The following is a 20,541-nucleotide window of genomic DNA, read 5'->3' on the forward strand; positions in this document are numbered from 1 at the left end:
TGAGGGCAACTCTAGAACGCTTTTTCTAACCTAACTTTTACCTTAAGTTGACACCAATGCACAGCTGTGCGCCCCCTATTTAAAATCCCATTTCAATAGTCAAGCTGCGAACTTTTCCTGTATCTCCTTCAGCTTTATCTGCAACTTCCAGAGTCCAAGTTCCTTGGGGACTTTTACCTTTAAAGGCAGCAAGTTTTGGGGTGTTTATCTCGTCATAGGTTGTTTTAATGTTATCAGTAGCTCCGCCCTGGCGATCGTGCAGAATAATGGGAAGTATGCCTATTTGCACTGGGGGAAGCAGAGTAACTATAAGATCCCCAATATAAGTATGCTCGATATCTACATTAACTTTAATGGATTTTAGGAGAGTAGTATTAGCGATCGCCAACGATAATGTTGATGTTTGCAAGTCGTTAATTGGGATATCTTGCACTGCCTGGAAAATACTAATGGGCGATGTTTGCGCGGGCTTGGCCAATTCTACAGCTTTGAGAGCATTGATTCGACCGTAACCGTAGAAAGGGCTGCGACCATTGGCATCATATTTACCTCCAGATGGATCAATGCGATCGCAAGAGCGTTTTATAATGTCTCGCACTTCATCCCACCGCAGATTTGGGTTTCTAGCAAGAATCAAGGCTGCTACACCTGCTGCACCTGGACAAGCACTAGAAGTTCCGCCAAATTCGTTTGTATAGTTGCCTAAAGCCTCACCCAGATTTCGATTACCCGAATTATAACCAAGTACACCAGAGCGATCGGTTGTCCAGATTCCAGTGGTTTGAGAACTGTCACCATTGTTGCTGGGGAAGGCACACCAAACCGCCTGACCAAAATCACTGTAAGCGCTTCTCGTGCCGTAGTCGTTACAAGCAGCCACCGCAATCACCTTTTGGTAGCTGGCGTAGCCGTCATTATCGACGCTTTCATTACCATTGCCAGCCGCAAATAAAATTACACAACCCTTACCATTGCGTCCTTTATTGATTGCAAAATCTATAGCTAGTCGTGTAGAATCAGGTAAAGGTACTTTTTGCTTGTGTGCAGGATCATCCGGCTCAAACCAAGTACCGTCTGCTGGCCCCCAGCTACAAGAAATAACATCAGCACTATTTTGAGCCGCCCAAATAAAAGCATCTGCTTCATCTTGCGATCCCAACGCCGAAGCTAAACGAATCGGCATGAGTTTTGCCCCCGGTGCAACACCAGATGCCCCAAAGTTGCCGTTTGCACAAGCTACTCCTGCACAAGATGTACCGTGATTATTATCATTTCCCGGTCTGGGATTGTTCGTTTTACGTGTGATATCACGCGGGGCGACAATCTTGCCAGAGGAACGGAACTCTTCATGATCGAGATCCATACCATCGTCGATAATTGCAATAATTATCCCAGTGCCATTGCTCACCTTCCAAGCGGCTTCAACGTTGGCATGGGCGTTAATTAACTTACCATTAATTGTTGTTTGCTTTAAGTGCCACTGCTGCGGGAAAACCTGACGTTGGCGTGACTCACGCGCTAATTCGGGATGGCACAGTTCAACTGATTCCTCATTTAGAAGTCTCTCGGCAATGTCAAAGACGGCTATACCAGTATTTGCAGTAGCACTGACAAAATAAGCATTTCTTGCGTATTCAAGTTGGCGTTTAATTGTTAAGTTGTAACGTCTTAAAACCTCTTGGCATACCCTTGACTCTTCTTCGCTATCAAATTTAACAAAAAGGTTTTCAGTGTAAACTACAGGTTGTTGGGATATTGGATCGATTAAGACACGTCCGGCAAATTGGACTTCGGACTCATTGTTGAGAATTTCACGGGCGCGATCGCGCAAAGCAATACCTTGATTCGGAACTTTCGCTTGCAAAATCTCTACACCCGCTTGTCGAAATCGCGTTGTTAACTGAAATTGATTGAGGATACTACGAGCTATGGGTGATACAGGTGCGACCTCAAAGGATCTTACACCCACAAGAGTGCTACGGCTTTCGGTACGCACTACAACGTGTTCGTTACTGATAGCAAATTCATACTGTTGGCCGTTCTGTCCACCATAGCGAACTTGAACCATTGGTTAATCTCCTAAAAATTGGGCATTGGGGAGATGATGAGGGAGACAAGGCAGACAAGGAGGATGAGGGAGATAAACAAAACTCCTAACTCTGTATCCTACACTCGTAAACCTGGGTACTATGCAATACATTACAATCAAGTAAAAATAAGTAGTGCGAGCATCTTGCTCGCGCGGGCAAGATGCCCGCACTACAAATATTAAATCGTTCAACTTATTTTTACACGATTCCTTAGAAGCGATCGCAAATGTTGAAAATGTCGAACCTCAAATGCTTATGGAAAGAGGTTTGAGATAAATTACAAATTATGCATACTTAGAAATATTCTTACGTTACCGAATAGAAGTCAGAAGTCAGAATGAATTATGTACGATCCGCTACCGTTAACAGCACTCAGCACTTATTATGACTCACGAACAACAAACTGCAATTGAAGGTATCTATGAAGTCTGTATCGGCATTCCAGAGCCAATTTCTGCAATTCAGTATTGGGAGCAATTTGGCTATCGCATTGGTGAAGTGGGTGAATTAACCGCAGATGTAGCCTATCAATTATATGGGGTGAATTCATCTTTACGCTCAATTCGCCTCTACCACCAAAATGCAGATCATGGTTTGATTCGGCTGATGGTTTGGCAAAATCCCAACAATGATGGTTTGGGAATAGCTTCGATGAAAATTAAGGGAAATCGCTGGGCGACAAGCTTAACTGTAGATGTCTTAAATATCTTAAATCATATAGAAGATGCAAAATCCGCAGGTTTTCCTATTAGGTACTCTAGCCCTTATTGGGAAGTCATCTACAACAAAGAGAGGAAAAGCTGTCCTTTTATTGAGCCAGCAATTGGTGTGCGAGAAATGCTGCTACTGCAACCCTTAGCTCGACAGGTTTTGTTTCAGAGGTTTGGCTATACACTACCCCATTACGGACAAGTAAACCATAATGCGCCTCTCAAGACTAGTCAGTTTACCCATATAGGGATTATCGTTCAGGATGACAGCAAAGAAACTCTGAAGTTTTATGAAGAAGTTTTAGGTTTGCTGCGTGTGCGTGATGGTGTCGAAACTAGCTATGAATCTTCGCCAGCAGGTCGAGATATTTTTGACCTTAATCCTGGTGAAAAGTTTATTGTCACTACCTTTGACGATCCTCGTTCTTCTAATTCTGACCTGATGGCTACACGTAGTGGTAGACTTTATATCGTTAGATTCCCGGAATCTATTAATTTAGAATCACGCTTTGAAGCAGCCCAACCAGGTAGCTTGGGTATGTCATTATATACCTATCGAGTTAAGGGAATACAGGAATATTGCGATCGCATCAAGGCGACTACTGCACAAAAAGTTACAGATATTATTAGTAATGAATTTGGCGAAACCAGTTTCTCCTTTATTGCACCAGATGGCTACTTCTGGACTTTGATAGAAGGTAATTAGCTAGTACCGCAAGGCGTAATTCGTAATTCGTAATGACGCGACGCTCTCTACGAGACGCTAAAAGCGAACGAAGACTCGCTACCGCTTCGCTATCGCGGACTCGCTACCGCTACGCTAACGTAATTCGTAATTACCATTATGTAAGGGTTTTAGACATTTTAAAGGGCTGGCTTATTTCCGCCGTGCTGTACTTGTACTAGTGCATGGAGAGGGGGAGAAGGGGAGAAGTTGCAGTAAGTTTTCCCCCTTCGCCGCTTCTGCCCCATTCCCATGAGTTTAAACTTCTTCATTTCTACCAAGAGCCAACTGCTTTTTACTGTGCTTCAATTGTTTCCACAGTGCTTTAATTTGCTCGTAAGCTTCTTCTTGAGAAAGTTTTCCCCCTGTTTCTAGAGAAGTGATGTAACTAATTTTTTGGGAAAATTCTTGAAGATTGGCATTAAACACTAAGTTTTCTGGCTGGAATTTACCGTAATACCGACTGCGAGGGTAAAGAAAGTTGTTTTTATCTTGCGAGTTAGGTTGTGTCATAAGTTTTTTCTCTGTAATTCTTAATTAAATTAATAGACTAGAATTCTTATATTTGTGTATATACACAGTTGAAAATTAAAATTCCTGAAGAAGTAAATATTTTGATCAAGTCTTAGAATAAGACAGGGGGGAGAGGTAATTAACTGTGGAAAATACTGAACTTAGAAAGCAAAATGGCATTTTGAATAAGTCAAATGGCATTTTGCTTGCGGAAAACACCAATACAAGTAAGTCAAATAGAGAAATCCGGTTGTTTATTAAATTGGACTTGCTGCAATGCGCTTCAAATCAGAAGTTCTTGGAATTATATAGTAACCGCCAAGGCCGTTTGAGTATAAAGTAGGAATAGTCCCTTTACTTTTCCTGCGGAGTGCGATCGCTCGCTATATATATACCCAAACTCTACAGTTACCACCTTCGTCAAAAGACCATCCAAGCGATCAAACTCGACGGCTTAAAGAAAAGACTTATAGCTATAGAGTGATCACTATCTCTTTAAAAACTTTGGAAGTAAATTCGTCATGAATGCTGAGGTGCTTCTTAGTTTTACAAAGAGAAACTGGAGTAAACACTCCACAGCAAAAAAATATGGATTTTATCAACGAAGCCCAGAAGTTGGCAGATGCCGTTAAAGATAAAGCTCAAGAAGCAGCCAACAATGTAGTAAACGGGATGGATGAGGTAGTTGATGGAATCAAGAACGCTACTAGCGATATGACTGCTTCAAGTGTCCATGCAGTTAATGATTTACAAAGTTTGTCAACCATAGCAGCACAGTCAGGTTTTCAAACTGTTGAAAATATTAGTAAAACATTTCAACAAACTGCTGTTGGAGTTGCTGCATCTAGCATAGTTATGGCTGATGCTTTGCAAAATTTACCAAAGACAGCAGCCGAATTAGCCCAAGAGATGCCTAAGATTGCAAATAGGCTGAGATATCGTGCTGGTGTTCGTGTGGGAGACTTACCCCGATCTGATGCAGATGTCATGAAGCTTTTTGAGAAAATTCCTGGGACATCAAAGCTTGGAGGTAAAGAATATACAATTCGTCAATTTCTTAGAGATAAACATGGTAGCCACATCAATCCACGTTCCCAAGGTGGATCGAATGCTGCTGATAATATCCTTTGGGAAGTAGGTGTTGACAATCTCCGTCGAGGAGCCAAAGTCATGACCGTTGGCGAACAGTTTTATATTCGGGTTTATAATGCAGTAGATTCTATTGTCAGCAATTCTGGAACAATCGCTAAACTTGGCATTACTGCAACCGGAACAGCTATTCTCACCCAGGTTGTAGTCACGGCGATTTCCTACTCCTTGGATCTTTATCGGGGCGACATTACTGTTGAAGAGTATAAATATCTAATTTTTGAAGCAGCAAAGGCAGCAGGTATTGCGACACCAATTGTATTTTTGATCTTAGTGGCTGTGTTAGCTTTGTTTCCAGAATTTACAGTCATTTTGTCAGCACCAGTAGTTGTTACAGGCTTCAATGCTTTATTTGGTATTAGTATTGCTATACCCATCATTCAATCGCTAGTTCGTCATGTCGAAGCTGGAGGTTTTGGGATAGAAACGGCTGATGCCTACAAAACTACCTTTGATAATTCGTAATTCGTAATGACGCGACGCTCTCTACGAGACGCTAAAAGCGAACGAAGACTCGCTACCGCTTCGCTATCGAGGACTCGCTAACGCTACGCTAACGTAATTCGTAATTACGAATTAGTTAAAACAAGCTTATACGCAGTCTGTTTCAGCCAGAGAGAGAAGTTATATCATGTCCGGTTAATTACTTATGATTACCGCATCCGTGCAAAAATCAGGAAAACCTCTTTCTCCCTGCTCCCTGCAAATGATAAGTCTTTACCCGAACATGATATTAGTGGCGTGCTTTGGGGATATTCTAGGGATGAATATGGCTAACCAAACGTGATTTATGGATCACTTTTTGAGTTTTACTTTGTGGAGTAATTCATCTTTAATACGGTTAAGAATTGAAGTCTCATCCAGGTTTGCCAAAATCCGATTAATCACTGCTTTCGGCCCATCAGGCCCCCAAGTTGCGCCATTGGCTAAATAAACTTTAGTAACTTGTCCAATACCGTAAGAAGAAACACCAGCTACTCCTCCTTGAGTAATTGCCACCGATAGATAAGGGCCTAGTGCGATGCCGCCTGTGGCTGTTGCAGAGATGCCAAGTAAAGTTTTTAATCCACTCAAGCCTAAATTTGCTAATAATTCACTAGCGCCGATACCACCCATACTCAGGGCGATTTTTTGTAGCAATTGTACAGCCCCGGCTTCGGTCATTGAGAAGCCATAGAGTTTAGATAAACCCAAAATCAGAGCAATATCAATTACTACACTACTTAGAATATCTACCACAGTTACGGGATTAAGTGCTATCGCTAATGCCTTAGTCATCACAGCCTTCCAAATCAACTGATTAGCATTCTGTTCCCGAATCATCAGTTTTCGTTCTATCAACTGCTCATTTACAATATCGGCATAAAGCATGGTATTAAGGGCAACCAAGGCTTTACCCTCACGATGCAGAATCTCCAATATTTTCAGTTTCAATTCCTCGACTTGGGCATTCCCTGTACGCAACTGTATGCCCCTCGTACCATCAGGGCGACGAATCGCTGTCTTCACCAATGGCGATGCCGCAGCCATGACAATTTCTAAAGGTGTAAGTAATTCCCGTACCCTTTCATCCCGGATTTTGTGATAAATTGCCATCCGGTCTGCTTCGGGATACTGGTCTACTTTGTTAAACACCAGAATGATTGGTTTACCTGCTTCCCGTAATTGAGAAAGGGCAGCGTATTCTAGCTTTGTCATGTCGCCAGATATCACAAACAGAATTAAATCTGCTTGTTTTGCAATCTGTTCAGCTAAGGCGGCGCGGGTTGCACCATCTACTTCATCTAACCCAGGAGTATCAATTAATTCCACCTGCGACTGACCTACACCAGGGAGAGTAACTCGCAAAGCACGTTCAGTTTTCCCAATCATCTCCTCGCTAATACTCCAATTAACTGTTTGGGCAGTACGAGTGACACCGTGCAGCGGCCCAGTTTCAAATACCGTTTGTCCAACCAAAGAATTGAGTAGCGAAGACTTCCCGCGCCCCACCATACCAAAAGTCGCAATCTGCACCACCATGCGGTCTAACTTTCCCAGCATGGTTTCCAACTCAGCAATTTCTGTCTCTAACCCAGTTTTTTCCTGGGGAGTAAGGTCGAGATTGGCTACCAAGTTTCGCAACGCTGTTTGTGCTTGTTTATAGTTCAGTTCCGTTTGAATGTCTTCAAAACTGAAAATAGCACTATCTAGTTCTTCCTCCCAACTGAGAGAATTTGCGTCAGTGTTAGCGGAATCGCTTTGATGAGGTTCAGGCACGGGCAATGTCGAAGTCATGTTAATTTTAGATTTTAGATTTTAGATTTTAGATTTTAAATACACCCCTTTTACCATCGTAGTTATTTTTAGCAAGGCTTTGGCCAGATGAAACAGGGGAACAAACAGAGGAAGAATAATTTTTACCCAATCCCCAATCCCCAATCCCCAATGAGTAATGACTAACAAAAAGTCATAAACTTAAAAATGCATCTAATATAACGCGATTAGAATCTTGACTAAATTACCTGTGCGGAAAATCGTTATTGCCGGCAACTGGAAAATGTTCAAAACCCAGGCAGAGACCCAGGAGTTTTTACAAGGATTTCTGCCCCACTTAGAGGAAACCCCCCAAGGGCGAGAAGTGATATTGTGTCCTCCTTTCACTGATTTAAGCGTTTTGTCCAAGACTTTGCACGGTAGCCTCATCCAATTAGGGGCACAAAATATCCATTGGGAAGAATATGGAGCCTATACGGGTGAAATTTCTGGCCCGATGCTGACAGAAAGTGGTGTGCGTTTTGTGATTGTCGGTCATAGCGAACGACGGCAATATTTTGGAGAAACGGACGCTACCGTTAATCTGCGCCTCCGAACTGCTCAAAGGTTTGGTTTGACTCCAATTCTCTGTGTTGGCGAAACTAAACAACAGCGAGATGCGGGAGAAGCTGAATCTCTGATTACTCTCCAACTCGACAAAGCCTTGGTAGATATCAATCAACATAATTTGGTGATTGCCTACGAACCGATTTGGGCGATTGGCACTGGTGACACTTGTGAAGTAGAGGAAGCTAATCGAATAATTGGCTTAATTCGTAGCAAGTTGACTAATCCGAATGTATCAATTCAATATGGCGGTTCAGTCAAACCGAATAATATTGATGAGATTATGGCTCAACCAGAAATTGATGGTGTCCTCGTGGGAGGAGCAAGTCTAGAACCTGAGAGTTTCGCTCGGATTGTGAATTTTCAGTCAGTGTGATGTGCTTTTTTCTCGTTCCCAGTCTCCGACTGGGAATGAACCTCATTTATGGGGATCAATAATTTTGAATTTTGAATTTTGAATTCGGAGCGAAGCGACGTGACTCCTGTTTTATGCCAAGGAACTTGATAATTCGAGGACGCTGTTTCGATTGGGGAAAGCGGACTTATTTGATGGGGATTTTGAATGTAACGCCTGATAGCTTTAGTGATGGAGGTGAGTTTAATACTTCCTCTGCCGCTTTAGTACAGGCGCAAGCACTGGTGGCTGCTGGTGCTGACATCATTGATGTGGGCGGTCAATCAACTCGACCAGGGGCAAAGCAAATAACTCTGGCGGAGGAACTTGACCGGATACTATCGGTATTACAGGTACTAAGACCAGAGATTTCAGTCCCAATTTCTGTAGATACAACCCGTGCTGCTGTAGCCAAGGCATCTGTAGAAGTTGGAGCAGATATTATTAATGATATTTCTGGCGGCACTTTTGACTCAGAAATGTTGCCAACAGTGGCAGAGTTAGGTGTGCCGATGATTTTAATGCACATCCGGGGAACACCACAGACAATGCAGCAACAGACCGATTATCAAGATTTGCTCGGTGAGATTTATAGTTTTTTGGCTCGGCAAATTGAGGCAGCAACTAATGCCGGCATTGACCTGGATAAAATTATTATCGATCCTGGTATTGGTTTTGCTAAAAACCATGAGCAAAATTTAGAAATTTTTCGCGGTTTGCGATCGCTAACAACACTCAACTGTCCTATCTTGGTAGGAGCATCTCGTAAAAGTTTTATTGGCCGGATTTTAAATCAACCAGATCCCAAAGCACGAGTTTGGGGAACGGCAGCAGCTTGTTGTGCTGCTATTTTTAATGGCGCTGATATCCTCCGAGTTCACGATGTTCAAGAAATGCGTGATGTTTCACTAGTAGCTGATGCCTTATTGAGACAAGCTACACAGCATAACTCTTAAGTATTGCCGTTTTCAGATTTTTTGCCGTGACCTTCTGTAACAATCGACTCGGCTATCAACTCCTGAAACATTTCAGTTGAGTTAGCTGGGTCTACAAAGACAATTTTGGCATTATTGCTCTCACCAAGTTTCTGGCTGGCATCTACGTAATCTTGAGCTACAAGATATCGCAAAATATCCCTACTGTCGGGATTGGCACGGAGAGCTTGAGAAATGATTTGCACTGAAGCCATAGTTCCTTCTGCTTTCTTAATGGCAGCTTCCTTTTCCCCTTCTGCTTCGGTAATCAGCGCCCGTTTTTTGATGACAGCGGCTTGTTCCTCTTCCCTAGACTTTCGGACACTCTCAGGTAGAGTAATGCTCTGAATATCTAACCGGAGAATCTCAACTCCCCAATCTGCCGTTATATTATTCAACTGGTCTAAGATTGCTGAATCCATCTCGGCTCTAGAGACGTTGGTCTGCTCTAGGGTATTCTGAGCAATGATTTCTCGGAGCGTAGTTGTGGTTATCTGTGTTAATGCTCCTTGCAGATCCTCAATCGCGTAAAAGCTTTTCTCAATATCTCGAATGCGCCAGTATACAATAGCATCTACTTCTACGTAAATATTATCTTGGGTGATCACATTCTGAGGTTTGATGTCTGTAAACTGCTCTCGTGTAGTATCTTCCATCACAATTTGATCTACCAAGGGAACAATAAAGTTCAGCCCCGGCTTAAGTTTCCGATGATACCGCCCCAAGCGTTCCACTAGGGCTTCATTTCCTTGATTAATCAGTTTTGCAGAACCTAATGCATAACCTATAAGGGCTAAAACTATAGCAATAATTGGCTCCATGTATGCTCCTATTCAGCTTTGGGGAGAATTTAGTGTCAAAGATATGCTACTAGCTTGTCATATCTTTGAGTTTATTGTTTTGAGTATGTAATTTTATCAACAGCAGCAGCGATGTCGAGTCGCTGCACGTTTTCTAAGTAAGACTGTTTTGCAGAATGCGTAGAAGCTCTGCTTCTTGTCGTCAGACATCGCTATTAAAGCACCTTGATAAAAACCTGGCAAGGACTACTTGATGTAATCAATATTACTTGTACTGGCATTTTTAGACATCCTGGATTTTATTTAAGTATATTCACGCAAAAATAATTAAATGGATGTAAAATTTGGCAAGATTTTAAAAACACCACTATAATCGGATAAAAATTGGCTTCAGGTATTAAAAATATCAAAACATTATGGGCAGGTTGTTAATCAAACTTATAGGTTTAATTCTACTTTTCACAGGATTATACTTTTTTGGTCAAAATATCATATTTGTTAGCGGTTACTATTCATATTTTTACCGTAGCTTACCTGCTACAGCTTCAGTTTTGGCAACGATGGCAGGTATATTTGCATTAGTTTTTTTTCCGAGAGAAACTGGTAACTTGGGATGGATTTTTTTAGGTATTGGCATAGTACTAGTTTTCTTAAGCGGTGGAGTTATTTTACAGCCAACTAGCTTATGGAATTTCATAGTTGCTTTTACAGCATTAGCATCTGGGTATAAATTGCTAAATGAGGGCAGAATCAACTTTTAAAAATAGAGCGCGTTAAGGGCTTTACCTTGGTTGGATGGAGCAAGCTAAAATCGCTGCCGATCAACCAAAATAAGCGCCTTCAAACATTGGTTAGGGACTTCCAAATAAAAAAATATCCAATTAATTCTTGTGGGGTGGGCATCTTGCCCGCACTATGGACTGGGCGGGCAAGATGCCCACCCTACAATATTGGATAATTTATTTCTTGGAGTTCCCTTAGCTTTCTTTAATAAGCTGATAGGAAAGTATTCATCCAGCCCTAAGACTCAGAATTATTAATGGTGCGGCTATTACAAACATTCATCGCTTTTTCTACTCCCTGTTTGAGGCTTAGTTCAATACACTCAACTACGAACTGAAGTACAAAAGACATCTGCTGATTTTCGGCAGCAGAAAAGCGCCCCAGCACATGAGAGATAGCACCGGAATCATCGTTATTAGCTGAATCTTTCGGTTTACCAATACCGATTCGCAAACGGGGAAAGTTTTGGGTACTAAGATGTGCGATCGCACTTTTCATGCCGTTATGTCCCCCAGATGAACCAGATAAGCGCAAACGAGTTTTTCCCAAGGGCAAATCCATGTCATCATAAATAATCAGTACTGATTCAGGCGGCAATTTATACCAACTTGTCACCGCTTGTATTGACTGTCCTGAGCGATTCATATAAGTTAACGGCTTCAGCAAGCGAATCTTACCTCCACCTGCGGCCATACCCTCGCCATACTCACCTTGAAACTTGCGGTTTTCTGTTAAAGGAATGCGCCAAGAACGCGAGAGAGTTTCTAAAGCCGCAAAGCCAATATTATGGCGTGTTTGGTCGTACTTGCTTTCTGGATTCCCTAACCCGACAATTAGCTGGGGAATCACTAAAGCAGGTTGCGTAACAGCTTCTGTCATTTTGCCTACAGTCAATTGATATGCAGCACTCTATTAGTAGTCTGGGTTAGTAATAAGCACTTCAGTGCTTAAAATCCAGCACTGAAGTGCTTACTACGAACTTGACACCATTTTAAATGTCTAAAACCCTTACGTAATGGTAATTACGAATTACGAATTACGAATTCCGCGAAGCGGTACTAGCTAGGTTGGGAAGAATTAGCCGTATCCTGCTCAGATTTAGCAGGGTGGATTTGCTTAGGTTCCAATTCAGCAGTAGTCTTTACAGCTTCTTCTAACTGTTCTGCTTCCTTTTGAAACTCGTTTTGAAAATCCTTAGAAGCTTCTTGGAAACTACGAATTGTTTTGCCCACACTGCGACCAATTTCTGGCAGCTTCTTTGGGCCAAAGATTAACAGCGCCACTACCATAATTACAGCCATTTCCGGCAGACCGATACCAAATATATTCATTTTTTGTCTCCTGTAAACTATAGAACCACTACAGAAACTCACATATATAGTTAGTCTAGTAGGAAATCGCAACTGACAAAAAAACCCGGAAGAACCGGGTGTAACTTAACTTGTTATCCAAACTCGATCGCTATGTATCCGTTAGCGTCCTAAACTGCGCCAATCGACAAATACATCCTGAACCAACAGTGATTTATTGTAAAGTTGCAGAATAATCAGCAGAAAAACGAAAAATAGCAAAATAAAAACAGCCATCACAGGGGTAGTACCCCAACCTGGAGCCACTTTCCCATACTCAGAGTTCAGTGGTTTCAGGATATCTCCCAACCTAGTCCTTTGTGCCATAGTTCACCTAAGATTACTTGCCAAAGCTTTTTTTAATCTTCTGTAATATTCTATAAGAATAGCACTCATAATCTATCTCTCAATTATGGAACCCGCAATAGTTCTTAGCATTTCTGTGGCTGCCGTGGTGGTTGCCATTACCGGAATTTCAATTTATACCTCATTTGGCCCTCCTAGCAAGGAATTGAACGATCCGTTTGATGACCACGAAGATTAAAATAGTCATTGGTCATTTGTCATTAGTCATTTGTCATTGGTCATTGGTCATTAGTCATTTGTCAGTGGTCTGTGGAAAACCACAACTGACCACTGGCACAATAATAATGGCTCACTATCGGCTGGGATTAATCGCTGGAATTACCTTGAAACTGGCGATTTTCCAAGGCTGTATTGTCAAGATTTGTTGCCCAGACGAGAATTCAGTAACAGAGGAACGCTCTAATAAATCTACTGTATCTCCTAGATTCAACCCTAAATCACTTTGCAAAGATAACTCGGCTGTTTCTCCGTGAGATTCATAACACCTTATAATTAACTGCTGTGGGTCATCTTCAGATGGTTTCAAGGCCATCAAGATTAAATTTTCAGCTGATAAATCTAGGAAACTCACCCCTTCAATAGTCTTGTTAGCGATCGCGGGTGGTTGATAAAGTATCCTGTTGTGAGTGCTGAGTGGATTTAATATCACTTGCAACCGTATATTCAATTCATAGCCACGCCGTACTGTATGGGCTGATTCCCAGCTACCTGTATGGGGATACAAGGTATATTTGAACTCGTGAAAACCTCGGTCAGCTTCGGAGTCTGGCCAAGTAGAACTACGTAGCAGTGTTAGGCGGAGTTGATTTGGTTTACTGTCATAACCGTATTTACAATCATTCAGCAAACTAACTCCGTGAATACCTTGGTGTGTTTCTGCGGTTAAATCAGCCCAACGCAAAGCCGGAACTTCCCATTTTGCTTGTTCTGCGGGAGTTTGTGGTTTAGTTGGCCGGCGGATTGCGCCACAGGGAATTTCATAAGTAGCAAAGTCGGCTTCAAGATTTAGAGGAAATGCAGCTTTCACTAATACATGATTTTCTTGCCAATTGACAGTTGTAGCGATGTTCAGCAGAGGTGAACCAGTTTGCAGAATATAGTCTTGGCAAAATTCCGATTCACCCAACTGACGCACCACGCGCACACGACTTTGCACTGGGCCTTGTTCTAACCACTGAATAGATTGAAGATTTGTTGAGGGTAAGGGATGTTGGGCATAATTGGGGTCTATATTCCAAGCATCCCAATATTGACCGCTATCTTTAAAAGCTTGCAATTGATTCCCCGCCCCACTCAAAACTTCTCGTTGATAAGTTTTGTCAAAAACACTTGACAAATCTCCCGTATCAGGATCTATAACGACTCGCAAGAATTCATTTTCTAAAATCCAGTCTGGGAGGAGTGGGGGGGATGAGGGAGATGGGGGGGATGAGGGGGATGAGGGGGATGAGGGGGAAAGCCAAAATATGCGGTAGCCTACGGGTGGAATTTCGGTGGCGAGAAATAATAGGGTTGATGATTCAGATAATTGGGAGATAAGCTGCTTTCCAGAAGTATCGTAAATCTGCCATTCTTCTGGCGTGGGTAAGGCTACAGAAACTACCTCAGAACGTTGCCAATTGAGAGAATTAAAAACGAAAATAGGTAAACTATTGGATTTTGGTGGTTCTGATAGGGTAATGTGAGATGCGATCGCTAAAAGTGATTCCTGTAATATCTTCGTTCCTACTTGTTCCACTTGCTGCCACTGGGGTAAGGCATCTAAATAAACTTGGGTAATTGAAGAACCAGGTAAAATATCATGAAACTGTTGAAATAACACCAGTTTCCAAGCTGCTTCAATTTCTGCTTTCGGATATGTTACACCACAGCTTACGGTTGCCAAGGTAGCAAATAGTTCAGTTTGATACAATAAATTTTCACAACGACGATTCCAACGTTTTTGATCTGCGTGGGTAGTGTAACAACCGCGATGGAATTCTAGGTATAGTTCGTCATTCCAGATGGGGAATGGGGGGGATGAGGGGGAATTATAATTACTGACAGACGCGATGAATCGCGTCTCTACAATTTGTTGTAAATATTTTTCAGCTGTCGTGAATTCGATATCTGGGAAGAAAGGGGATTTTTGCCAACGTTGGGCGGTTTCTAACATATCACGGGTGGGGCCGCCGCCGTGGTCGCCGACACCGGGAAGCCAGAGGGATTCTGGTAAACCAGTTTGGGTTTGCCATTCAATAGCGTAGGATGCCATTTTAACTGGGTCAATGCTTTCGCCGATGGGTGCAGACATCAAACTAAAGACTTCACTCCCGTCAGGCGATCGCCACCAAAAAGCCCCATAATCAAATTTAGTAGTATCATTCCACCGCAACTTCTGTGTCACAAAATACTCAATTCCGCCATTAGCGAAAAACTGCGGTAAAGTTGCACAAAAACCAAAAGAATCTGGAACCCACACTATAGTTGAAAACTTGCCAAATTTCTCCTGAATGTAGCGCTGGCCATACAATAGCTGACGGACTATTGATTCACCAGCAATTAGGTTAAGTTCTGGTTCCACCCACATTCCGCCGACAACTTCCCAACGTCCAGCAGCTACCTGTGCTTGAATCGCCTCAAACAAATCTGGGCGATGTTCCTCAATCCAAGCATAAAGTGCTGGAGTCGAATGACAGAAAATTAACTCAGGAAAATCTGCTTGCAACTTCAGAACCGACTCAAAAGTATTTTGCGCCGCACTCCAAGTTTCGCTCACAGGCCATAACCATGCTAAATCTAAATGAGCATGACCCAACAGAAAAATTTTAGATTTTAGATTTTGGATTTTGGATTGAATTAAATTTTGACGTAGGGACAAAAACGATCTTACTAACTCTTCTTTCTCTGTGTCCTCTGCGCCTCTGCGGTTCGTAACCTCCCCCACCATCGCCGCCAAAACATCCAACTTCTCCGGCGCAAACCTTTGCAAATAAAGTTGTACCACAGCTAACTCATCAGCCACAAAACCGGGATCGGGATTATTATCAATAATAGATTCATAAACTAGGAGCGATCGCACTAAAGCACCATCACAATGTCCCGGACTGACTAACCGCAAAGCCACAGTGAATTCTTCCCCTGGCGTTACCCCTTGACTGAGAAGTACTCTCGGCGAACAATCAAATAAATCACCCTCCAACACTAACTCGCCATTTACATAAATCTCAGCAGAATCCGCCCACCAAAGCAACGCCAGCCGCAAAGATAACCCAGCTAAGGGATAACCGTGTAAATCTTGGGGAACCACCAATCTTTGCAGTAGCCATAGCACTTTTTTCCCACCCGTCCAAGCAATATGTTCTTTAGCATTCAACTGGACAGGTTGCCAATCAGACAAATCAGCAGCTACAACATCAGTAATAACCACATTAGATTCCTGATACAGCCATGTAGACTGAAGATTAACTTGACAAAAAGAGCGCAGTTGCTCAATTACTTGTGAGATAAATTTGGTCTGGGATTGAGAGACAGTCGGGGTCATATATTCGCTAAGATGAGGTGTTGGTTGTTTTTATTGTTTGGCGCGAGTCTCACAACTTAACAAGACTTGAACTAAAAAATTACTACTATGTCTTCTGGTTCCTCTGGTCGTTATCAAAGCAGACTATTTAACTTTGTCCACCAGCAATCTCGGCGGGTGACACAACAGTGGGAACACACCTTCCGACATTTGCAAGTCGCCACTAAGTGGGGTGTCGAGGCACTACTTTACCCAGTGTATCTACTGTTTCAGTCATCTGAATCATCTGGAAAAACGCTACACACTAAAGAACCACAAACTAGATTAAAGTTACAATCAAATGATACCGATTTTCAGCCCGAAACTCTTCCCAATGCTGATAATCCCATTCAAAATGTTTTAGCAGCAGTCAATTATCTATCATCAGATGAACCCGCCTCGACTCCGACGAAAACATCTGAATATTTCAATCCCTTAGCTTTATTGGGAGTTTTTCGGCTGAAAGTCATTGAGAATAACTCTAATCTTACTCAATCATCAAATATTACAGATAATCAAGCTGGAAGTCTCAACCCTTCACAATTAGAGAATCCCCTTCAACAGCATCTTCCAATAGTGCGAGGAATTGCCACAAATTTAATGAGTCGGAATTTAGTACTTGTTACTGCCGACAATGAAATTTTAGATATCTTAACACCCCAACAACAGGCAAAATTAGAAGATCGAATTATTAACGAAGTTGCTAAATACTGGCAGTCCCGGCGTTTGATTATAGCTAAAAAAGAAACGCAGCTATTACCACAAATTGACCAATTATTAGCAAAACTCACTGACAAAAATCCAGCTAAAGTTCCAGTTTTAGCCGAGGGTGTACCAAAAGATTTACTTAATACAGATAGATTATTAGGATTTCTAGATATAGCCTTTGCTAAATTGGAATCGAATGCTTTAATCCCAGTGCAAGAACGTAGCCAAGAAGTTGTTAAGGTTGCCCAAACTCAGTTAAACACATTTCTTTATGGCAAAGAACAATTAGCTGCCAAAGGAGAAATTGCACCAAATGCTGATGCTTTGGAAACTCATCCACAGAATCTTCAGAGTTTGATTGAGGCGGCGCTTAATTACTTTTTTGGTGTTGGTAATAGAAAAACATTTGAGTCAACAACCAGTAATGAAAGATTGCCAGGAAAACTATTACCATCACGTCTTATAAAAGCCTTTTCCAAAAGCCCTTTGTTAAAGAATCAAGATTTAACAGATGATCCTTGGCTAACGTGGAATGATTTATTTGGTGACACCAAAACCGTTGCCCAAAAGCCAGTTACACTTTCTGGGAGGATAAATTCTACTTTAGCTCCAAGTTTATCAGTAGGGCATTTTCCACAAAAGAATTTGAGTGTAAAACAACCTAAATTCGGATCTGGCTTGGTGCAAAGGAAACAACCAAGTAGTAATATCGCCTCTGCAAAACAAAATCGGGCTAGCATTTCCCAAACTCAAAACGAGAGTCGTAAAGGGGAAATGTTGAAACAGCAGTCTAATCAAAGCAGTCAAGTTGAGGCGCAGCCAGACTGGATAGAAACCAAAGCAACTTTAACTGGCTATGAGAAGCACCCCTTAGAGCAACTTCTAGAATGGCTTGATTATGTTATGGTGTGGCTAGAAGAGAGATTTGTAAGGATTTTTCAGTCATTGCGGGAATTATGGCAGGGTAAATAATCCTAATTCGTAATTCGTCAAATCTTATTTTGATTTACAGGTTTACAGATGTAGCCTGATTTTGGAGAATTGGTATAAGCTGATAGATATTTTTTAATAACCTATTATATTTACAATTTTTCAATTTAAGGATAATTCTGATTATCTATAATGTTATCGTAAATTCAAGGGTTTAAGAACCTGCAATCTATATGTAGCATTAGTTTCAGTCGGGGTTTAAATCCCTGTCTGAAATGTCTTTAATTTTGAATTGTGAATTGTTATTGGTGGTTGTCTAAGTGAAAATTATTGTTTACTGTAAATACTTCAATTTCAAAAATCCATTAGAGAAACCGAAAATTGAGACATTTGTGGTAAATCTGCCTCAAATACCGAAGATAGGTGAAACAATTGTAGTCGAAAGAATTTCACCCCAAAAAGAGTTTGTAATTATCTTTGAATACATTGTGACAGCAGTGCAATTTAATGCATCTAGGGAATCGGCTGATTCCACAGATGCTCAGGTAAACGCATTTTTGAACCACTGTTGGGAGGGAACATCAAATTTCAAAGTTACAAACTTTTTAAAACAATAATATCTCACAAGAATATACAGCAGAATTCAGAATGGACTACGCTAACAGGAGTAAAACACGCTTTACACTTGGGTAATAGACTTACCTTGTGTACCTCACCAATTGGGAATCTGCTGTATAATTTAGTAAATAACGTAACAGCTTTAAGACTATATTTGTAACACAAAATCTGATGCTGTAAGAGTTGGCGCACCAGTTAAAGTTGCAAATAAACCACCACTCCCAAAACCAGCCACGCTGCCATTTTGGTTGTAGAATAACTGTCCACTCACAGGATCGTAGACAATTTTTGCTGTGCTAGTCCCCGCTAAATTAGTGATTTGAAAATCATTGGTATTATTGAAACCTGTTCCCGCAGCCGAAGCTAACGCACTAAAAGTACTCTTATCCAGTATAATTTTGTCACCTTGAGAACTGTTGAAGTCAGTAATAGTATCAACACCAACAACAGTGGTAGTAAAGTCAGCATTGCTGTTGTAAAGGAAAAAGTCAGCACCTACACCGCCGATGAGAATATCATTGCCTTTGCCACCCACCAGAGTATCATTACCTTCAGAACCGATGAGAATATCATCGCCTTCTCCGCCTCGCAATAGGTCATTACCACTATTACCATTAATGATGTCGTTACCCCCTTGACCATTAATTACATCATTAGAGTTGTCAAAACCCGCGACGTTATTGTTAAGGTCATTGAGGAAAGTGACGGTGTTTTTATTAAAGAGATTAGTTTGAATTGAGTTGGCATTGAAGATATCAAAACTGTCAGTTACACTGGTTTGTCCATCAAAGAGGATATTACCGATAGCTGGTTGTGAAGCATTTGCTGGTAAATTATCCAGGTTTTCTAATTGGAAGTTTTGCAGGGTAACTTTCGTAGAAGCCGCATCCAAAAAGGTGAGTTCTAAGTTATTACCATTTTGAGTTAATTGCAGATTTTGGGCAGTTAAATCACTACCGATAAATTGCAACGTATCCAGTTGGCTAATCGCTGTTGCTGATGGATTTGAGCCAATACCAGTACCAGCAAAATCGGTGATGGTGTCATAACCATCGCCAACGCGGAAGACAAAAGTATCATTGCCATTGCTACCGGAGATGGTATCATTGCCGCCATTACCAGAGATATTATCGTTGCCGTCACCAGCAGAGATATTATCATTGCCATTATTGCCAGTGATGTTAGCACCAACAGCGATCGCAACCCTAGCAGTACTAGTCAGGCTACCATCGCTGATAGTGTAATTGAAATTGGCATTACCACTAAACCCATTAATTGGGGTAAACACGATGAAATCATCTGTCGAGTTGTTCTGAGTGCCGTTATAATTCAGCACAGCAGTACCGTTGGTTGCACCACTAACGCCAGTAATGCTGGGGTTACTGTTATCGATGTCAGTATCATTAGCCAGCAGAGTACTAGCTGGGATACTTAGTGCAGTATTGAAGGCAGTAGTCAAAAGATCGTTGGCTGCCACAGGTGCATCATTGACGGGTTTGATATTGAGATTGAAAGTACTAGTAATCTTACCGCCATTGCCGTCAGCGACAGTGAAAGTGAAACTATCAGCGCCGTTGAAGTTGGCATTGGGGGTGTAGATGAAGAAGTCGTCGCTGGGATTATCTGGAGTGTTGTTGTCGTTAAGTGTCAGTCTGCCATTAGTGGGGTTGGTGAAATCACTAATAGTTAAAGTATCGCCATCGATATCTGTATATCTACGCAGAAGATTGCTAGCAAGGATGTTAACGGCAGTATCTTCGTTAGTGGTAGCGGCAGTCTGAAAGCCAAACACTACATAGCTTTTACCGGCATTATCGGCACCTAATGCCCCGATAATCAGGTCATCGAAGCCGTCGTTGTTGATATCCCCCGCACTGCTGACAGAACGGCCTAAGTAGTCACTCTCATCAAGTCCCTTAATCACAAAGCCATTGCTGCCATTGAGGGACGAGAGGTTGAAGCTAGCTCCAAAACCACTATTGCTGCCAAAGACCACGTAGCTCTCCCCTGCATCACGCTGACCGTTGGGG

17 protein-coding genes are annotated in these 20,541 nt (G+C 41.8%); 8 read left to right on the forward strand and 9 right to left on the reverse strand.

Translation table 11 applies throughout. From position 1 onward, the window contains the following. Positions 1-79: 79 nt before the first annotated feature. Positions 80-2,068 (reverse strand): S8 family serine peptidase, encoded by a 1,989-nt coding sequence (locus tag HWQ37_RS22105; RefSeq protein ID WP_292750880.1) that lies wholly within the window; start codon positions 2,066-2,068, stop codon positions 80-82. A 406-nt stretch (positions 2,069-2,474) separates the two neighbouring features. Between HWQ37_RS22105 and HWQ37_RS22110 the strand changes: the two genes are divergently transcribed. After that, positions 2,475-3,506: a VOC family protein gene (locus HWQ37_RS22110; protein ID WP_292750882.1), complete on the forward strand. Its 1,032-nt coding sequence runs from the start codon at positions 2,475-2,477 to the stop codon at positions 3,504-3,506. A gap of 276 nt (positions 3,507-3,782) precedes the next feature. On the opposite strand, the gene HWQ37_RS22115 is transcribed toward HWQ37_RS22110, so the two are convergent. Beyond that, positions 3,783-4,037 carry a DUF7219 family protein gene (locus HWQ37_RS22115; protein ID WP_292750884.1) on the reverse strand — a complete coding sequence of 85 codons (255 nt, stop codon included), beginning with the start codon at positions 4,035-4,037 and terminating at the stop codon, positions 3,783-3,785. A gap of 588 nt (positions 4,038-4,625) precedes the next feature. On the opposite strand from HWQ37_RS22115, the gene HWQ37_RS22120 reads away from it, so the two are divergent. Continuing rightward, a complete protein-coding gene (locus tag HWQ37_RS22120; RefSeq protein WP_292750885.1) occupies positions 4,626-5,651 on the forward strand; it encodes an HNH endonuclease in 1,026 nt (341 codons plus the stop codon). Between the two features lie 330 nt (positions 5,652-5,981). On the opposite strand, the gene HWQ37_RS22125 is transcribed toward HWQ37_RS22120, so the two are convergent. Then, positions 5,982-7,463, reverse strand: a complete 1,482-nt coding sequence (locus HWQ37_RS22125; RefSeq protein ID WP_292750887.1) for a GTP-binding protein — start codon at positions 7,461-7,463, stop codon at positions 5,982-5,984. Between the two features lie 229 nt (positions 7,464-7,692). Here HWQ37_RS22125 and tpiA point away from each other — a divergent pair, with 229 nt between their 5' ends. Further along, positions 7,693-8,424, forward strand: a complete 732-nt coding sequence (gene tpiA, locus HWQ37_RS22130; protein ID WP_292750909.1) for a triose-phosphate isomerase — start codon at positions 7,693-7,695, stop codon at positions 8,422-8,424. A gap of 113 nt (positions 8,425-8,537) precedes the next feature. Next, on the forward strand, positions 8,538-9,398 hold the full coding sequence (gene folP, locus HWQ37_RS22135) for a dihydropteroate synthase (protein ID WP_292750889.1): 861 nt from the start codon (positions 8,538-8,540) through the stop codon (positions 9,396-9,398). Here folP and HWQ37_RS22140 read toward each other — a convergent pair. After that, positions 9,395-10,237, reverse strand: coding sequence for an SPFH domain-containing protein (locus HWQ37_RS22140; RefSeq protein WP_292750891.1), 843 nt, complete (start codon positions 10,235-10,237; stop codon positions 9,395-9,397). The two genes, folP and HWQ37_RS22140, sit on opposite strands and share 4 nt — an antisense overlap. A 395-nt stretch (positions 10,238-10,632) precedes the next feature. On the opposite strand from HWQ37_RS22140, the gene HWQ37_RS22145 reads away from it, so the two are divergent. Continuing rightward, a complete protein-coding gene (locus HWQ37_RS22145) occupies positions 10,633-10,977 on the forward strand; it encodes a hypothetical protein (protein WP_292750893.1) in 345 nt (114 codons plus the stop codon). 259 nt (positions 10,978-11,236) lie between these two features. Here HWQ37_RS22145 and pth read toward each other — a convergent pair whose 3' ends face one another. The 3 genes from pth to psbH all read right to left on the reverse strand — a co-directional run bounded on the left by pth (position 11,237) and on the right by psbH (position 12,675). Next, entirely contained in the window at positions 11,237-11,878 is a 642-nt protein-coding gene (gene pth / locus HWQ37_RS22150) for an aminoacyl-tRNA hydrolase (RefSeq protein ID WP_292750895.1), read from the reverse strand. A gap of 179 nt (positions 11,879-12,057) precedes the next feature. Beyond that, complete coding sequence (locus HWQ37_RS22155) at positions 12,058-12,330, reverse strand: TatA/E family twin arginine-targeting protein translocase (RefSeq protein WP_292750897.1); 273 nt, start codon at positions 12,328-12,330, stop codon at positions 12,058-12,060. A 141-nt stretch (positions 12,331-12,471) separates the two neighbouring features. Further along, positions 12,472-12,675 (reverse strand): photosystem II reaction center phosphoprotein PsbH, encoded by a 204-nt coding sequence (gene psbH / locus HWQ37_RS22160; protein WP_292750899.1) that lies wholly within the window; start codon positions 12,673-12,675, stop codon positions 12,472-12,474. An 85-nt stretch (positions 12,676-12,760) separates the two neighbouring features. Here psbH and psbN point away from each other — a divergent pair, with 85 nt between their 5' ends. Next, positions 12,761-12,892, forward strand: coding sequence for a photosystem II reaction center protein PsbN (psbN, locus tag HWQ37_RS22165; RefSeq protein ID WP_292750901.1), 132 nt, complete (start codon positions 12,761-12,763; stop codon positions 12,890-12,892). A gap of 114 nt (positions 12,893-13,006) precedes the next feature. On the opposite strand, the gene HWQ37_RS22170 is transcribed toward psbN, so the two are convergent. Then, complete coding sequence (locus tag HWQ37_RS22170; RefSeq protein WP_292750903.1) at positions 13,007-16,237, reverse strand: alpha-mannosidase; 3,231 nt, start codon at positions 16,235-16,237, stop codon at positions 13,007-13,009. An 87-nt stretch (positions 16,238-16,324) separates the two neighbouring features. Between HWQ37_RS22170 and HWQ37_RS22175 the strand changes: the two genes are divergently transcribed. Beyond that, on the forward strand, positions 16,325-17,935 hold the full coding sequence (locus tag HWQ37_RS22175) for a hypothetical protein (RefSeq protein ID WP_292750904.1): 1,611 nt from the start codon (positions 16,325-16,327) through the stop codon (positions 17,933-17,935). A 350-nt stretch (positions 17,936-18,285) separates the two neighbouring features. Beyond that, on the forward strand, positions 18,286-18,510 hold the full coding sequence (locus tag HWQ37_RS22180; protein ID WP_292750905.1) for a hypothetical protein: 225 nt from the start codon (positions 18,286-18,288) through the stop codon (positions 18,508-18,510). Between the two features lie 149 nt (positions 18,511-18,659). Here HWQ37_RS22180 and HWQ37_RS22185 read toward each other — a convergent pair. Continuing rightward, positions 18,660-20,541 (reverse strand): cadherin-like domain-containing protein (locus tag HWQ37_RS22185; protein ID WP_292750907.1); only part of this gene is annotated, 1,882 nt, incomplete at its 5' end.

This window comes from Nostoc sp. NMS4 (assembly GCF_017115095.1).
Classification (GTDB): Bacteria; Cyanobacteriota; Cyanobacteriia; order Cyanobacteriales; family Nostocaceae; genus Nostoc.

Coding starts and splice junctions, on each gene's coding strand:
- psbN (WP_292750901.1), top strand. CDS start 12,761: ATGGAACCCGCAATAGTTCTTAGCATTTCTGTGGCTGCCGTGGTGGTT.
- HWQ37_RS22110 (WP_292750882.1), top strand. CDS start 2,475: ATGACTCACGAACAACAAACTGCAATTGAAGGTATCTATGAAGTCTGT.
- HWQ37_RS22120 (WP_292750885.1), top strand. CDS start 4,626: ATGGATTTTATCAACGAAGCCCAGAAGTTGGCAGATGCCGTTAAAGAT.
- HWQ37_RS22125 (WP_292750887.1), bottom strand. CDS start 7,463: ATGACTTCGACATTGCCCGTGCCTGAACCTCATCAAAGCGATTCCGCT.
- HWQ37_RS22145 (WP_292750893.1), top strand. CDS start 10,633: ATGGGCAGGTTGTTAATCAAACTTATAGGTTTAATTCTACTTTTCACA.
- HWQ37_RS22175 (WP_292750904.1), top strand. CDS start 16,325: ATGTCTTCTGGTTCCTCTGGTCGTTATCAAAGCAGACTATTTAACTTT.
- psbH (WP_292750899.1), bottom strand. CDS start 12,675: ATGGCACAAAGGACTAGGTTGGGAGATATCCTGAAACCACTGAACTCT.
- HWQ37_RS22170 (WP_292750903.1), bottom strand. CDS start 16,237: ATGACCCCGACTGTCTCTCAATCCCAGACCAAATTTATCTCACAAGTA.
- HWQ37_RS22105 (WP_292750880.1), bottom strand. CDS start 2,068: ATGGTTCAAGTTCGCTATGGTGGACAGAACGGCCAACAGTATGAATTT.
- HWQ37_RS22140 (WP_292750891.1), bottom strand. CDS start 10,237: ATGGAGCCAATTATTGCTATAGTTTTAGCCCTTATAGGTTATGCATTA.
- folP (WP_292750889.1), top strand. CDS start 8,538: ATGCCAAGGAACTTGATAATTCGAGGACGCTGTTTCGATTGGGGAAAG.
- HWQ37_RS22155 (WP_292750897.1), bottom strand. CDS start 12,330: ATGAATATATTTGGTATCGGTCTGCCGGAAATGGCTGTAATTATGGTA.
- pth (WP_292750895.1), bottom strand. CDS start 11,878: ATGACAGAAGCTGTTACGCAACCTGCTTTAGTGATTCCCCAGCTAATT.
- HWQ37_RS22115 (WP_292750884.1), bottom strand. CDS start 4,037: ATGACACAACCTAACTCGCAAGATAAAAACAACTTTCTTTACCCTCGC.